Source organism: Micromonospora chalcea (assembly GCF_028768405.1).
GTDB classification, from domain to species: Bacteria; Actinomycetota; Actinomycetes; order Mycobacteriales; family Micromonosporaceae; genus Micromonospora; species Micromonospora chalcea.
The window spans coordinates 4,705,253-4,720,726 of sequence record NZ_CP118233.1 but is presented as its reverse complement, the minus strand read 5'-3'; the positions used below and the strand labels follow the sequence as shown (position 1 = coordinate 4,720,726).

General features: G+C 71.8%; 13 protein-coding genes. 5 read left to right on the top strand and 8 right to left on the bottom strand.

Annotated features, from left to right (window positions below; genetic code table 11):
• Window positions 1-59: 59 nt before the first annotated feature.
• Genes PVK74_RS20950 through PVK74_RS20935 form a run of 4 tightly spaced genes read right to left on the bottom strand, consistent with a single transcriptional unit; the run spans window position 60 to window position 3,770 of the window.
• The gene (locus tag PVK74_RS20950; protein WP_043327695.1) at window positions 60-1,568 is read right to left on the bottom strand and encodes a flotillin family protein; all 1,509 of its coding nucleotides are present in this window, start codon (window positions 1,566-1,568) and stop codon (window positions 60-62) included.
• Between the two features lie 21 nt (window positions 1,569-1,589).
• Window positions 1,590-2,132, bottom strand: coding sequence for an NfeD family protein (locus tag PVK74_RS20945; RefSeq protein WP_043327696.1), 543 nt, complete (start codon window positions 2,130-2,132; stop codon window positions 1,590-1,592).
• Between the two features lie 31 nt (window positions 2,133-2,163).
• Window positions 2,164-3,264 carry a TolB family protein gene (locus PVK74_RS20940; RefSeq protein WP_043327697.1) on the bottom strand — a complete coding sequence of 367 codons (1,101 nt, stop codon included), beginning with the start codon at window positions 3,262-3,264 and terminating at the stop codon, window positions 2,164-2,166.
• Window positions 3,261-3,770, bottom strand: a complete 510-nt coding sequence (locus PVK74_RS20935) for a SigE family RNA polymerase sigma factor (RefSeq protein WP_369799317.1) — start codon at window positions 3,768-3,770, stop codon at window positions 3,261-3,263. The genes PVK74_RS20940 and PVK74_RS20935 overlap by 4 nt, the downstream gene beginning before the upstream one ends.
• Before the next feature lie 68 nt (window positions 3,771-3,838).
• Between PVK74_RS20935 and PVK74_RS20930 the strand changes: the two genes are divergently transcribed.
• Complete coding sequence (locus PVK74_RS20930; RefSeq protein ID WP_043327698.1) at window positions 3,839-4,318, top strand: methylated-DNA--[protein]-cysteine S-methyltransferase; 480 nt, start codon at window positions 3,839-3,841, stop codon at window positions 4,316-4,318.
• 65 nt (window positions 4,319-4,383) lie between these two features.
• Here the strand turns inward: PVK74_RS20930 and PVK74_RS20925 are convergent, their stop codons facing one another.
• Window positions 4,384-5,463, bottom strand: a complete 1,080-nt coding sequence (locus PVK74_RS20925; RefSeq protein ID WP_030499482.1) for an inositol-3-phosphate synthase — start codon at window positions 5,461-5,463, stop codon at window positions 4,384-4,386.
• A gap of 23 nt (window positions 5,464-5,486) precedes the next feature.
• Window positions 5,487-6,125 (bottom strand): PadR family transcriptional regulator, encoded by a 639-nt coding sequence (locus PVK74_RS20920; RefSeq protein ID WP_030499481.1) that lies wholly within the window; start codon window positions 6,123-6,125, stop codon window positions 5,487-5,489.
• Window positions 6,126-6,299: 174 nt separating this feature from the next.
• On the opposite strand from PVK74_RS20920, the gene PVK74_RS20915 reads away from it, so the two are divergent.
• The 3 genes from PVK74_RS20915 (at window position 6,300) to PVK74_RS20905 (ending at window position 11,446) form a co-directional block, all read left to right on the top strand.
• Entirely contained in the window at window positions 6,300-6,746 is a 447-nt protein-coding gene (locus PVK74_RS20915; protein ID WP_043327699.1) for a DUF5318 domain-containing protein, read from the top strand.
• A 194-nt stretch (window positions 6,747-6,940) separates the two neighbouring features.
• Window positions 6,941-9,766 (top strand): transglycosylase domain-containing protein, encoded by a 2,826-nt coding sequence (locus PVK74_RS20910; protein WP_064448060.1) that lies wholly within the window; start codon window positions 6,941-6,943, stop codon window positions 9,764-9,766.
• A gap of 123 nt (window positions 9,767-9,889) precedes the next feature.
• Window positions 9,890-11,446, top strand: a complete 1,557-nt coding sequence (locus PVK74_RS20905; protein ID WP_064448061.1) for a glycosyltransferase family 87 protein — start codon at window positions 9,890-9,892, stop codon at window positions 11,444-11,446.
• Between the two features lie 19 nt (window positions 11,447-11,465).
• Here the strand turns inward: PVK74_RS20905 and PVK74_RS20900 are convergent, their stop codons facing one another.
• Window positions 11,466-13,685, bottom strand: a complete 2,220-nt coding sequence (locus PVK74_RS20900; RefSeq protein ID WP_420800503.1) for a hypothetical protein — start codon at window positions 13,683-13,685, stop codon at window positions 11,466-11,468.
• The gene (locus PVK74_RS20895; protein ID WP_274477048.1) at window positions 13,682-14,464 is read right to left on the bottom strand and encodes a deoxyribonuclease IV; all 783 of its coding nucleotides are present in this window, start codon (window positions 14,462-14,464) and stop codon (window positions 13,682-13,684) included. Before PVK74_RS20895 ends, PVK74_RS20900 begins: the two co-directional genes overlap by 4 nt.
• A 639-nt stretch (window positions 14,465-15,103) precedes the next feature.
• Here PVK74_RS20895 and rpsF point away from each other — a divergent pair.
• Window positions 15,104-15,394, top strand: coding sequence for a 30S ribosomal protein S6 (rpsF, locus tag PVK74_RS20890; RefSeq protein WP_013289357.1), 291 nt, complete (start codon window positions 15,104-15,106; stop codon window positions 15,392-15,394).
• The last annotated feature ends 80 nt before the right edge of the window (window positions 15,395-15,474 follow it).

Sequence of the window (15,474 nt, the reverse complement as noted above, 5' to 3'; positions counted from 1 at the left end):
CACACCGAAACGGCGCCCGCCGGCTCCCCGAGGGGAGACCCGGCGGGCGCCGTCGTTCGTCACGCGTCGACGGTGCTGCCGTCCACAGTGCTCTTGCCGTTGTTCTGCGCGCTGCTGCCCAGCCGCGCCAGCAGCCCGGCCAGGTCGATGCCGGTGAGGTCGCTGCCCAGCTGGAGACCCTGGGCGACGTTCCCGGCCACCGACTTGGTCAGCGACGACGCGCCGTCGGTGGAGATCACCGTCATCTTGTCGATCGCGCCGATCGGGGCGCTGGCCGCGCCGACCACCTCGGGCAGCACCTTGACCAGCAGGTCCAGGACGGCCGCCTCGCCGTACGCGGCGAACGCCTCGGCCTTGCGGGCCATCGCGTCGGCCTCGGCCTGACCCTTGGCGAGGATGGCCGCCGCCTCGGCCTGGCCCTCCCGCTCGACCGCCTCGGCGATCGCGGAACGCCGGCGCTGCTCCGCCTCGCCCTCCTTGGCGCCCTCGATCGCGTTCGCCTCGGCCAGCGCGGCCCGGCGGGCCCGCTCGCCCTCACCGGTGAGGCGGGCCTGCTCGGCGGCGGCCTGCGCGGCGGCGATGGTCGCCTGCCGTTGCGCGTCGGCGTTGAGCACCGCCGCGTTGCGGTTCGCCTCGGCCTCCTGCTCCACCTTGTACCGGGCCGCGTCGGCCGGCTTGCGCACCTCGGTGTCGAGCTGGCGCTGCTTCAGCTCGGCGTTGCGCTCGGCCACCTTCTGCTGCTCGGAGAGGATCGCCTGGTCCCGCTCGGCCTGGGCGAGCGGCCCGGCCGCCGCCGACTTCGCCTTGGCCGCGTCGATCTCGGCCTGGATGCCGGCCTGCTTGAGCGCCAGGTTCCGGTTCGCCTCGGCGATCGCCTCCTCGGCGAGCAGCCGCTCCTGCTCGGCCTGCTGGCGGGCCCGCGCCTCGGCGATGGCCGCGTCCTTGAGCACCCGGGCCGCCTCCGGCCGGCCCAGGTCCTGCAGGTAGGAGCCCTCGGCCAGGATGTCCTGGAGCTGGAACGTGTCCAGCACCAGGCCCTGGTTGGTCATCGAGTGCTCGGCCTCCTCGGCGACCGCGCTGGCGAACGCCGCCCGGTCCCGGATGATCTCCTCGACGGTGAGCCGCCCGACGATCGAGCGGAGCGCGCCGGCGAGCACCTCGCGGGTGAAGTTGTCGATCTCCTCCTGCTGGTTCAGGAAACGCTGGGCGGCGGCGCGGATCGCGTCCTCGGTGCCGCCGACCTTGACGATCGCGACGCCGTGCAGCTCGGTGCGGATGCCCTGCTTGCTCACCGCGCCGCGGATGCTGACGTCGATCCGGCGGCTGGACAGGTCGAGCGACTGGAGCTTCTGCACCACCGGCAGGACGAACACCGAGGCGCCGAGCACGACCTTCTGCCCGGACATGTCGGTGGAGCGGGCTCCGTCGGCGGTCTGGGTGGTGCGGCCCTTGCGGCCGGTGACGATGAACGCCTGGTTCGGCCCGGCCACCTTGATCCGGGACAACACGAAGAGGACGAGGACGACGGCGAGGAGGACCGCGCCGCCGATGGCGACGAGCAGGGGCATGGGCATTCCCGTCTGTTGGTGTCAGTAGGTCTCGACGTGCACGCTGGTCTCGCTCAGTGCTTCGACCACGAAGATCCGGGTGCCGACCGGGATCGGCCCGTCGGCGCGGGCGTTGAGCTTCACCGGCTGGCCGGCGAGGCGTACCCGCACCTCGCCGTAGCCGCCGCTGGGGATCGGCGTCACCACCAGGCCGATCGCGCCGGCCAGGTGGTCGCGGGTGGGGGTGGCGTCGGTGCGCATGTTGCGGGCCGCGCGACTGAGCCGGGCCGCCAGCCAGCCGGTGGGCACGGCGGCGAGCGCGCCGCCGGCCACCGCCGCCGCGATCATCCCGGGGGTACGCCCGCCGAGCAGCTCGTTGACGATCGCGGCGCCGAAGCCGAACGCGCCGGTGAACCCGGCGGCCGCCTCCAGCGACACCGGCCCGTCGACGTCCGGCTGGCCGAGGTGGAGCACTCCCGAGCCGAGCAGGGCGAGCGTCAGCACGCCCACACCGACCCCGCCGATGATCAGGAAGATGAGCGTCCCGGTGGCCATGACCTGCACGGTATCGACGCCGTGCAACATCCACTACGTCCAGCAGAGGTTCAGCGCCGGGTCAGCGCGGCGCGATCGTCACCTCGGCGAGGGCGAGGTCCTCCGGCAGCGGCTGACGCACGAGTTCGCGGCCGGTGGTGTCGGCGAGCACGAAGTCCCGCGACCCGTACGGCCGCCGGTAGAGCAGGCGGTCGTCGCCGACCCAGACGACGTCGGCCACCGGCAACGGGTTCACCACCCGGCCGGTCGCCGCCTCCACGAGCAGCGGCTCCTTCTGCCCCTGCACCACCACCAGCCGCCCGTCCGGTGACCACGCCCACGGCCCGGCCGGGTCGCCCGGCAGCGGCTCGAACCGGGTGGGCCGGCCGCTGTCGGCGGCGAAGAACTGCACGCCCCGGCGGGGGTGCCGGACCGCCTCGGACCGGGGACCGCTCGGGTCGGTCTGCGGTAGCAGCACCTCCCGCCCGTCCCGGCTCCACAGGAAGGGGCAGGAATCGGTGCAGGGGTAGCGGCCGGTGTCGACAGCGTGGGAGCGGACGGTGCCGTCCACGTCGAGCACGACGAACCCAGGGTGACCGACCCGGTTACTGGTGAACAGCAGGCTGCGGCCGTCCGGCGACCAGTTCGGCGAGCCCAGCGCGCGGCCCGGCTCGTACCAGCGGGTGGTGCCCCGGACCACGTCGACCAGGCCGACCTGCCGGGGCCGGTCGTCGTCCCAGACCGCCACCAGCGAGCCGGTGGGCGCGGGCAGGACGGCGTCGTAGCGGCCGTTGCCGAAGTACCGGCCGCGTCCCCGGTCGAGCAGGTACGACGGCCCGGCGGCGCCCGCCCTCGCCTGCGTGCCGGTGACCACCCAGTCGCCGGGCAGCACCAGCGGCCCGTCCGCCCAGTCCGGTCCGGGCGCCGACCTGATGACAGGCGACGGGTCGACGGTGACCGGCGGCGCGGTCGGCGGCGGGGCGGGACGCGGCCGGAGCAGGACGAACGGCAGCGCCACCGCGACCACGGCGACGAGCGCGGCAGCGGCGGTGCCCACCCGCCGTCGGCGGCGCAGCCTGCGGCCCCGGCCGAGCGCGCGCCACGCCAGGTCCGGCGCGGGCGCGGCGCCGTCGGCGAGATCGTGTACGGCTGTCCGCAGCGTCTCGTCCAGCGACGTGCTCATCGGGTCACCTCCGTCCGGTTCGTCAGCCCGTCCAGCCCCGGCACCAGCTTCCGGAGACGGGCCAGCGCCTTGGTGCTCTGGCTGGCCACGGTGCCGGGGCGGCAGCCGAGCAGCGCGGCTGTCTGCTCGACGCTCAGGTCCTCCAGGTAGCGCAGGGTGAGCACGGCCCGCTGGCGCGGCGGCAGTGTCCGCAGCGCGTCCCGCACCAGCAGCCGCAGGTCGCTGTCGTCGCCGGCGGCCGGTCGCTCCGGCAGTTCGGCCACCGGCACCTCCGCGCGCCGCGCCCGCCGCCGCCAGCCGGAGACCTGGTCGTGGTAGAGGATCCGTTTCACGTACGGCTCCGCGTCGCCGTGGATCCGGGGCCACCGGACGTACGCCTTGGCCAGCGCGTTCTGCAGCAGATCCTCCGCCGCGTGCTGGCTGCCGGCCAGCGCGTAGGCGACCCGCAGCAGGGCCGCTCCCCGCTCGTTGACGAACGCGGTGAACTCCCCGTCGACCTCTGCCACCGTCCACCTCCGCATCTCCAGACGCCCGGGGCGGGGAAATCTTTGCCCGTCGCGCGACAATGGGTGGCATGCGCTGGACAGTGCTCGACTCACCGATCGGGGAGTTCTCCGTCGGCACCGACGACGACGCGGTGCGCGGCGCGCACTTCGGCCGGGTGGACGGGGCGGCCGACGAGCCCGGCGACGCGGTGGCCCGGCTGGCGGTGACGGAGCTGCGGGCGTACTTCGCCGGTGAGCTGACCGAGTTCACGGTGCCGGTGTCGGCCCCGCGCGGCTCGGAGTTCGAACGCGCGGTCTGGCGGGAGATGACAGGCATCCCGTACGGGGAGACGAAGACCTACGGCGAGGTGGCGAAGGCGGTCGGCGACCCGGGCGGCGCGCGGGCGGTCGGGGTGGCCTGCAACCGCAATCCGGTGCCGGTGATCGTGCCCTGTCACCGGATCGTCGGCGCGGGCGGCAAGCTGGTCGGCTTCGGCGGCGGGCTGCCGCGCAAGGTGACGCTGCTGGAGCTGGAGGCGGCCGTGGCGCTGCGGCGCGCCTGGTCCTGACGTACCCGAAGAAGGAAGGCCGGGTCCGCGCGGACCCGGCCTTCCTTCTTCAGCGTTTCAGCGCGTCAGCGCTCGATCTCGCCGGCGATGAACGCCTCGACGGCGGCGTGCGCGTCGTGGTCGGCGTACTGCTCCGGCGGGGACTTCATGAAGTACGAGGAGGCGGAGAGGATCGGGCCACCGATCTTCCGGTCCAGCGCGATCTTCGCGGCCCGGACGGCGTCGATGATGACACCGGCCGAGTTCGGCGAGTCCCACACCTCGAGCTTCAGCTCCGCGTTGAGCGGGGTGTCGCCGAAGGAACGGCCCTCCAGGCGGATGTACGCCCACTTGCGGTCGTCCAGCCACGGCACGTGGTCGGACGGGCCGATGTGCACGTCGCTCTTCTGCATCTCGTGCGGGATCTGGGAGGTCACCGACTGGGTCTTCGAGATCTTCTTCGACACCAGGCGGTTGCGCTCCAGCATGTTCATGAAGTCCATGTTGCCGCCGAAGTTGAGCTGGTACGTGCGCAGCAGCTCGACCCCGCGGTCCTCGAAGAGCTTCGCCAGGGCGCGGTGCACGATCGTGGCGCCGACCTGGCTCTTGATGTCGTCGCCGACGATCGGCAGGCCGGCGTCGGTGAACTTCTTCGCCCACTCCGGGTCGGAGGCGATGAAGACCGGCAGGGCGTTCACGAACGCGCAGCCGGCGTCGATCGCGGCCTGGGCGTAGAACTTGTCGGCCTCCTCGGAGCCCACCGGGAGGTAGGAGACGACCACGTCGACCTGCGCGTCGCGCAGCGCCTGCGCCACGTCGACCGGCTTGGCGTCCGACTCCTCGACGATCTCGCGGTAGTACTGGCCGAGACCGTCGAAGGTCGGGCCGCGCTGCACGGTGACGCCGGTCGGCGGCACGTCGCACAGCTTGATCGTGTTGTTCTCGCTGGCGACGATCGCCTCCGCGAGGTCCATGCCCACCTTCTTGGCGTCCACGTCGAACGCCGCGACGAACTTCACGTCGGATACGTGGTAGTCGCCGAAGGTGACGTGCATGAGACCCGGGACGCGGTCGTTCGGGTCGGCGTTCCGGTAGTACTCCACGCCCTGGACCAGGGACGAGGCGCAGTTACCCACACCGACGATGGCGACGCGGACGGAGCCCATAGCGTCTGCCTCCTTCTTCTTCATCACGGCCGCTCTGTCCTGGACGTTCCAGGCGTGGGCGGGCTGTCGTTGTCTCGTCGGCCGTCGGCCGTCCCGGTTCGCGGGTCGGCCGGGGCCCGGCCGGAGCGCTCGTTGGCGATGAGCTCCTCCAGCCAGCGGACTTCGCGCTCACAGGCGTCGAGCCCGTGGCGTTGCAGTTCCAGGGTGTACGCGTCGAGTCGCTCGGCTGCCCGGCCGAGCACGTCACGAAGACCTTCGCGACGTTCCTCGATCTTGCGACGACGACCTTCCAGGATCCGGAGCCGGGTGGCCTGGTCGGTCCGGGCGAAGAACGCGAAGTGCACCCCGAAGCCCGTGTCGTCGTACGTCTCGGGTCCAGCCTGCGCTATCAGCTGGGCGAAGCGTTCCTTGCCCTCCGCGGTAATGGTGTAGACCACCCGACCACGTCGGCTGGTCAGCGCGGGAACCTCCTCGGCGGTCGCGGGTGTCTCAGCGGCTTCGGTGATCCATCCCGCCGCCTGCAGCCGGCGCAGGGTCGGGTAGAGCGAGCCGTAGCTGATCGCCGCCCGGATGGCGCCGAGCTTGGCGGTCAGCTCCTTGCGCAGTTCGTAGCCGTGCATCGGCGCCTCCTGCAGGAGGCCGAGGATGGCGAGCTCGAGCACGGGCCATCCCTTCTTTCCCCCTGCGCGGAGCACTAACCACCGCGATGTATCGGACCGATACATCGCACGTTAGCGGACGCCGATGTACGGGGCAAACCCTGTCTTACGCGACGCGATCATCACGCATCGTGACCATGGTCGCCTGGGTTCGTCGGAGCGCGTACCCTTTGCCGCATGCGTACGCAGCGCCAGGTCGTCGACTACTCGCTCCAGAAGCGGGCGGTGCTGCGTGAACTGCTCGCCGGGCGGATCGGCACGTACGACGTCTGCGACGCCTCGCCGTACCTGAAGAACGCTGCGCGCTTCCACGGCGAGCCGACCGATCACCGCTGCCCGATCTGCCGCAGCGAGAACCTGATCCACGTCCACTACATTTACGGTGACGAACTCAAGCAGTCGGCCGGCCAGGCGCGTACCCGGGCCGAGTTGCCCGTCCTGGCCATGACGCTGCGTGAGTTCCAGGTGTTCGTGGTGGAGGTCTGCCCCGGCTGCGACTGGAACCATCTCGTCGAGCAGTTCCTGCTCGGCCGGGACGGTCTCGCGGGCGAGGCGGAGGGCGCGGAGGATTCCGTCGCGGCCAACGGCTCCACCCCTCGGCGAAGGCGAGAGGCGCAACGGTGAACGTGGCTGTCCCGATCTCTGCCGGCCCATTCCCCGGGTGGCGGAATCGACAGCCCTTAGACGTAATTAGTCCGAATAGATCGGATTTGACGGGCAACCGCGGGCACGGCCGGCGGGTAACGTCCCGTGTTCCAGCTCACGGCAACCCGGTGGCGGCGCCCCCGCGCCCCACCGCGACCGGCAGGGTGTGAGGAATGAACTACGGCGATCCCAGTTCTTCGCGTGGGCGGGCCCAGATCCCGGGCCCGAACGGCGACCCCGGTTCCGAGTGGAACCAGGGCGGGAACGGTTGGTCCGGCTCCCCGGACGGCGGCGCCTCGGCGCGCGCCTCCGCGGCACCGTACGGCTCGGGCGGCCGGGCCTCGGTCGGTGGCGCCGCTCCGGCGCCGCGCCCGGCATCGGGCTCGGCCTCGGTGGGCCGGGCCGGCGCGGGCGGCCGCGCCTCGGTGCCCGTCTCGCCGGCACCCGGCGCCTCCGGGCGCGCGGGCGCCGGACGGGCGTCGGTTCCGGTCTCCCCGGCCGCTCCGGCCGGACGTGCCGCGGTCGGCGCGGCGAGCGTGGGGGCGGCGAGCGTGGGCGGGCGCGCGAGCGTCGGCGCCCGGGCGAGCGTCGGCGCGGCGGCGGTGGGCGGCCGCGCCCGGGTGCCCGGCTCCGCCGGTGGCGGTCCCGGCGGTCCCGGCGGCCCGACCGGCCCCGGCCGGGGCGGTCGCGGCGAGGACCCGGCGCGCGCGAAGAAGCGCCGCCGGATCAACATGCTGATCGCCGGCTTCGCCGTGTTCATCATGCTCGCCGGCATCGGCGTGGTGAGCTTCACCTGGTACTCCACCAAGGTGGTGCTCCCGGAGGACACGATCCCGCCGCTGTCCACCACGATCTTGGACTCGAGCGGCAAGGCCTTCGCGCGGATCGGTGACCAGAACCGCCAGCTCGTCACCATCGACCAGATTCCGGAGCACGTCCAGCACGCGGTGGCCGCGGCGGAGGACCGGAACTTCTACAAGCACTCCGGTGTGGACTACAAGGGCATCACGCGGGCCGCGTGGAACAACCTCACCGGCGGCGACAAGCAGGGCGCCTCGACCATCACCCAGCAGTACGCGCGCAACGCGTTCGACCACCTGGACCAGGACACGTACGGCCGCAAGGTGAAGGAGGCGATCCTCGCCTCCAAGCTGAACGACAAGTACGACAAGCGCGTGATCATGCAGCACTACCTGAACGTCATCTACTTCGGCCGGGGCGCCTACGGCATCCAGTCGGCGGCGCAGACGTACTTCGCCAAGAACGTCAAGGACCTGAACGTCGCCGAGGCCGCGGTGCTCGCCGCCCTGATCAAGCAGCCGGAGCCCAGCGCCACGCACAAGGGCTACGACCCGGCCATCAACGCGCAGGCCGCCGTCGACCGGTGGAACTATGTGATCAACGGCATGATCACGGAGAAGTGGCTGGACGCGCCGAACACGCCGCAGCACCCCACCGAGTACCCGAAGAACATCCAGAAGCCGTCGAAGAGCAGCGCTGGTGGCTACGGCATCGACACCCCGTACGGCAACGTCGTCAACTACGTCTCGCAGGAACTGCGCGAGATGAAGCTCTGCACCGACAACGAGGCCGAGGTGACGGACAAGAAGCCGCTGTGCGCCAAGGCGCTCAGCCGCGGCGGCTACAGGATCACCACCACGATCAACCGGAAGATGCAGGAGGCGGCGCTCGACGCGGCCCAGCGGGCCAGGAAGGGCTCCGAACTCGCCGGCCAGCGGTCGAACCTGATGGCCGCCGTGGTGGCGATCGACCCGAAGACCGGCCGCGTGCTCGCCTACTACGGCGGTGACAACGGCACCGGCACCGACTACGCCGGAAAGAACGTCGACAACGGCGTCGTGAGCGGTGGCCACTCACCGGGTTCGAGCTTCAAGATCTACACGCTCGCCGCGGCGCTCAAGGAAGGCATCTCGCTCAAGTCCCGGTGGAAGGGCACGGCCTTCACGCCGAAGGGCACCAAGTTCAAGGTCAGCAACGCCGGCGCGGACAAGGTTTCCTGCGGTGACTCCTGCACGCTCGAACTGTCGACGCTGAAGTCGCTGAACGTGCCGTTCTACTACATCACCGAGCAGATCGGCCCGGACAAGGTGCTCGACATGGCCAAGCAGGCCGGCGTCACCACGATGTGGCAGACCGACACCAACCCGGCCAAGGCGCACGACCTGACCAAGGCCGACCCGAAGGACCTGGCACCGTCGCCGTTCTTCCACGTCCTCGGGTACGGCCAGTACCCGATCACGGTGCTCGACCACGCCAACGGCGTCGCCACGTTCGCGAACCAGGGCATGTACCACAAGGCGCACTTCATCCGGAAGGTGGAGAAGCAGAACCCGGACACGGGTAAGTGGGACCTGGTCGGCGCGGAGAAGCTCAAGGGGCAGCAGCGGATCGACAAGGACATCGTCGCCGACGTCACCTCCGTGCTCAAGCAGTACCCGGCCCAGATCAACAAGCGGCTCGACGACGGCCGTCAGGTGGCCGAGAAGACCGGCACCTGGGAACTCGGCGACAAGACCACCCGCAACGGCGACGCCTGGATGATCGGCTACACGCCGCAACTCGCCACCGCGGTATGGGTCGGCAACGTCAAGGACCGCAAGCCGATCCAGTACAAGGACGGCCGGGACATCAGCGGCGCCCGGATGCCGGGTGACATCTTCAAGCGCTTCATGGACGACGCGCTCAAGGGCAAGGACAAGGAAGAGTTCCCGCCCGCGGCGAACGTCGGCAAGGACGACGCCGGCAACGGCGAGGCCCCGCCGCCGCCGGCGAACGAGCCGGGCCAGCCGGGCGGACCGGGCTGCGACCCGCTGGGCCTGTTCTGCCCCGGCGGTACGCCCGGCGGCGGCAACCCCGGCGGCGGCGACCAGGGTGGTAACCCCGGCGGGGGCGGGCTACCCGGTGGCGGCGGACGCCCCGGCGGTGGTGGCGGCGGTGGCGGGCTGCTACCGAGCACGCCACCGACACGCCAGAACTGACGCGCACGACCTGACGGCGGCGGCCGGACCCGAGCGGTCCGGCCGCCGCCGGCGTTTCGCGTACCGGAATTTCTCCGCGCGCGACGGGACGGCGACCCCCTGTGTACGGCAGGATGCCTCTCCATGAGCACCCAGTCGCCCGCAGGCATCGATGAGCCCGGCGCGTCCGAGGCGGCGCCGCGATCGGCCGAGACGATTGACCACCCGTCCCGCTCGGACTGGTTCGTCCGCGGCGCCTCCGGTCTGATCGGGGGGCCGCTCGGCGACCACGCCGCCGCCCTGGACCGGCCGGCCGACCGCGAGAGCCGGTTCTGGACCGCCGGCCGGATCGTGCTGGCGCTGGTCTGCCTGACGCTGGCACTGCACTGGGTGCAGAAATCCCCCTGCCAGGACGGCGCGTGGCAGAACAACATCCAGTACACCCGCATGTGCTATACCGACGTGCTGGCGCTCTACTACGCCGAAGGGCTCAACGAGGGCAAGGTGCCCTACGCCGACCACCCGGTGGAGTACCCGGTGCTGACCGGCTACTTCATGGGCGCGCTCGGCCTGCCGGTGCACGCCCTCGGCGTCGACAACCCCGCCATCAACCAGGGGCAGTGGTTCTACAACCTCAACGCGCTGGTGCTCGGCGCGCTCGCCGTCGCCACCGTCGCGGTCATCCTCAGCCTGCGCCGCCGACGACCCTGGGACGCCGCGTTGTTCGCGCTCTCCCCGGCCCTGGTGCTCACCGCCACCGTCAACTGGGACCTGCTCGCCATCGGCCTGGCCGCGTTCGGCCTGCTGGCCTGGGCGCGCGCCCGCCCCGACCGGTACGCGATGCTGCTGCCCGCGGTGGCGGGCGTCCTGATCGGACTCGGCGGCGCGGCCAAGATGTGGCCGCTGTTCCTCCTCGGCCCGATCCTGGTGCTCGCGCTACGGGCCGGAAAACTGGCCGCCGGGCTCGTCGCCACCGCCACCGCACTGGTGTCCCTCGTGGCGGTCAACCTGCCCGTGGCGATCCCCTACCGGGAGAACTGGGAACGCTTCTTCGACCTGAACACCACACGACCCATCGACTGGGGCACGCTCTGGTACATCGGCCGCTACCTGGACGGCCGGATCAGCCCGTCCGCACCCGGCGAACTCGGGCCGTTCGAATGGCTCAACGCCAACATCCCCACGCTCAACTGGGTGTCGTACCTGCTCTTCGGGCTGGCCTGCCTCGGCGTGGCCGGGCTGGCGCTGCTGGCGCCGCGCCGGCCCCGGCTGGCCCAGCTCGCCTTCCTGGTGGTCGCCGCGTTCCTCATCTTCAGCAAGGTCTGGTCCCAGCAGTTCGTGCTCTGGCTGCTGCCGCTCGCGGTGCTCGCCCGGCCGCGCTGGGGCGCGTTCCTCGCCTGGCAGATCGCCGAGGTCGGCTACTTCGCCGCGTTCTACGGCGAACTGCTCGGCACGGCCATGTCCCGGCCCGTCTTCCCCGAGGGCGTCTTCGTGCTGGCGTCGAGCCTGCGCCTGATCACCGTGGCGGTGCTCTGCGGATTCATCATCCGGGACATCGTGCGGCCCGAACTCGACGCGGTCCGGCAGACCTACGCCGACGACCCCGACGGCGGGGTGCTCGACGGCGCGCCCGACGCGCCCTGGCACCGGCGCTGGCGGGCGCGCGCCGCCGAACAGCCCGCCGAACCCGTGCCCGTCTGAGCGACGGGAGCAGGTCGGTCTAGAGCCGGAACACGACCGCCTCGCCGACCTGCTCCCGGGCCACGCCCAGCGCGTCGACCGGCCGGTCCAGCATCCCCTCCCACGGGGTGCCCTCCAGCTCGTCGCGCAACACCACCACGTTCTTCACGCCGATCTGCCGCAGGTAGTCGACGCTCGCGTAGTCCGGGAAGCTGACAGTGGCCTCCCGGATCCGGGCCTGCGACCGGGGCGTGAAGCCGCTGCCGCCGTTGACCATCGGCTGGAACCGGTCGGTGGACCAGAGCATCACCGGCTGATCCAGGTTCTGACTGCTCGGCAGCACGAGCATCGGCCCGTCCACGGTCCGCAGCGCCGCCGGCTGCCGCGGCACCACCGGCTGCGGCGTGGCGTTCAACCCCTCCACCAGCACCAGAGCCAACGGCAGCAGCGTCGCCAGCCGCAGCCACGGACCCGGCCACGGCGGTACCCGCTCGGCGGCCAGCTCGCGTACCCGCATGCAGAACGCGGTGACCGCGCCCGCCGCGAGCAGGCCAAGCAGCAGCGTGGTCCAGAGCATCATCCGGCCCGGCGTGCGCAGCCCGCTCCAGCCCGGCAGATAGTCGAACAACGGCACGTAGGTGAACCGGCCGCCGAAGAACCGGGTGCCCATCGCCAGCGCCATCGTGACGAGCACACCGGCGAGCAGGAAGATCCGGTGCCGGACCCGCCACACCGAGAAGAACAGCCCCCCGGCGGCGAGCGCGTAGAGCACGAAGCCCGGCAACAACGTCATCTCCGGATGCCAGGGCAGCACGGCCCGGGCACCCTCGTGCAGACCACCCCAGATGCGGGACTCGGCCGGCGCGGTGAAGAACCCGCTCGCCGGCGGCGAGTAGAGACCGATGTCGCCGATCGTGCGCTCCGCGTTCGGGTGCAGCTCGGCGACCTTGAAGTACGGCACCGCCAGCGCCGCGCCCACCGCCGCGAAGACGAGGCCGCCCAGCACGTCGGCCAGGAACAGCCGCCGGCCGAACGGACGCTTCACCTTGCGCCGCCGCACGAACCACAGCACCACCGAGACCAGGACCACTCCGGCCAGCATGTACGCGAACGGCAGCCCGATGCCGAAGCCGAGACTGAGCTGCCACGCGGCCACCAGCCACCCGGCGAACGCCCAGCCCGCGTGCCGGCGGCGCGGCCGGTACCCGTACCGCAGTGACCAGCCGTGCCCCCGGGCCAGCATGGCCAGCGCCAACGGGATGCCGCCGTTGGAGATGATGTGCAGGTGGCCGGCCTGGGCCAGCAGCCACGGCGCGTAGGCGAAGCTCGCCCCGGCCACCGCGCCGCCGATCCGGCCCGCGCCGAGCTGCCGGGCCAGCGCGTACGCGCCGAACGCGGCGAGCGCGTGCGCCAGCACGAACATGATGTTGTAGCGCAGCACGGCGTGCTCCGGGCCGACCCCGATCAGGCCGGCCGGGGCGTACCCGAGGAGCGTGTCGGAGAACGCGAAGCTCCAGTTCTCCGGATAGAACGTGTTCGAGTGCCACAGCTGCGCCGGGTTCGTCCGCAGGATGTGGCCGGACCATGCCATCTGCCACGCCTGCAGGCTCGGGTCCCAGTAGTCCTGCGGCAGCGTGTGCCGCGGATAGCGCAGCGTGGGCCAGGTCATCGCCGCCGCCAGCGCCAGCGCGGCGACGACGGCGAGCGTCCACTCGTGCACCAGGAACCGGCCCACGGCGCGGACGGCCCGGCGGGGGCGGCCGAGCACCGGCTCGGGCGCCGGACCGAACGCGGACCACGGGTCGGCCGGCTCGTCGTCGCCCGTACCGTCCTGCTTCGCGGCGTCGCTCTTCTCCGCGGCGTCGCCGTCCTTCTTGGCGGCGTCCGCTCTGTCCCGGGCCTCGGCCTCCGCCTTGTCGGTGCCGGCCTCCGCCTTGTCGGTGCCGGCCTCCGCCTTGTCGGTGCCGGCACCCGCCTTGTCGGCGGTGCTCGTCTTGTCGGCGGTGCTCGCCGCGCCTGCCGCCTTCGCCGCGCCGGTGCGGCGAGCCTTGCGGGTCCGCTTCGCCTTGCCGGCACTCGTCACCGTGCCCGCGGTGTCGTCCTCGCCGGAGCTGTCCGCGCCGGACGCGCGCTCGTCGGGCGAGCCGCTCCCCGGCCCGGCCCCGGCCGCGTCGTCCGGCGGGTTCTTCGCGCCGGTCCCGTCCGCCCGGGTCTCGGCGCCGGACCGGCGGCCGGTCGTGCCGGACTTCTCGGCGGTCACTCCGCCGCACCCAACTGCCCGCGCAGGAACGCGATGTCGGCGGCCTGGCCCTCGACGCCGCCGGGGGTCTCCACGATCACCGGCGCGCCTGCCGCGCGGATCACCGCCACCAGCAGCTCCGGGTCGATGGTGCCGCCGGTGAGGTTGTCGTGCCGGTCCTGACCGGAGTTGAAGGCGCCCTTCGAGTTGTTCGCGTGGATCAGGTCGATCCGGCCGGTGATCGCCTTCACCCGCTCGACCAGGCCCAGCAGCTCCTCGCCGCCCGCGTGGGCGTGGCAGGTGTCGAGGCAGAAGCCGACCTCGTGGTCGCCGAGCGCGTCCCAGAGCCGGGCCAGCGAGTCGAGGTGCCGGGCGCAGGCGTTGTCACCACCGGCGGTGTTCTCGATCAGCACCGGCAGCGGGAATCCGCCGGACTCCGCCGCGTACGCGAAGGTCTTGCGCCAGTTGTCGAAGCCGACGGTGACGTCCTGGCCGGCGTTGACGTGGCCGCCGTGCACGATCAGGCCCTTGGCGCCGACGGCCGCCGCGGCGGTGGCGTGGGCGAGCAGCAGCTTGCGGCTGGGGATGCGGATCCGGTTGTTGAGCGTGGCCACGTTGATCACGTACGGCGCGTGCACGTAGAGGTCGACGTCGGCGGCGCGCAGGCGCTCGGCGTCCTCGCGCGGCTTCGGGGCCTTCCAGCCCTGCGGGTCGGCCAGGAAGAACTGCACCGCCTCGGCCTGCCGGGCGGCCGCCTCGGCCAGCGGGTCGGTCGGATCGACGTGGGCTCCGATTCGCATGCAGGGCAGCCTACGTCGCGCCTGCGACGGTCGCCGCGCTCGCCGGAGGCGCCCGGCGGGTCGGAGGCGTCACCACCCGGCCCGGCGGTCGTTGTCCGAGGTGGGATCGATGGTCGACGCTCCGCCCGGACGTGGTCCACAGCACGTACGGGTGAGGGGGCCGACGCCCGGTGACGGGACGCCCCGGCGTGCGGCCCGGCACGACGGGGCGGGATCCATCAGGAATCCGGCACACCAAATGGAAGTCCGGACTAAATCCTCAATTTACCCCAAGTGGTGACGAGAGCCATTGTATGGTCAGCACAGGTGACAACACGATAAAGCTCCGCGGGGCGTCTTCGATCCAACCTCATCGGTGTGGTCGTTCCTCCCCAGGTCCCACCCAAGGAATGCGGACGGGACGCCCCGCGGTCCCGTGGACAGGGGTCCACCTGCCGGCTCTCGAGGCCGAAGGTGGGCCCCTGTCGCCGCGTCCGGGCCGTGCCGGCCGACCGGTCCGTCCATGATCGTCCGCACCGGCTATCCTGGTCCGGTTGTCCGTGTCCAGCCGGGTTCCCCCGGAACCGGTCACGGCAGCGACGCACGACCTCCTGCCACGGAAGGACCGTGGCCGCTTAGCCCACAGGAGGTGAGCACGTCTTGCGTCATTACGAAGTCATGGTGATCCTCGACCCCAGCCTCGAGGAGCGCACCGTCGCCCCGTCGCTCGACACGTACCTGAACGTGATCCGGACCGCGGGTGGCTCGGTGGAGAAGACCGACGTGTGGGGCCGCCGGCGCCTCGCGTACGAGATCAACAAGAAGGCCGAGGGCATCTACGCCGTCATCGACCTCCAGGCGACGCCGGAGGCCGTTGGCGAGCTGGACCGTCAGCTCCGACTCAACGAGTCGGTGCTGCGCACCAAGGTCATCCGTCCGGAGATGCGCTGAGCATCTAGTCCCGGCACGTCCGGATCAAGCCTCATCCACGCTGTCGTACGGCTCTGAGAGCCTGTACCGCACAAAGATGA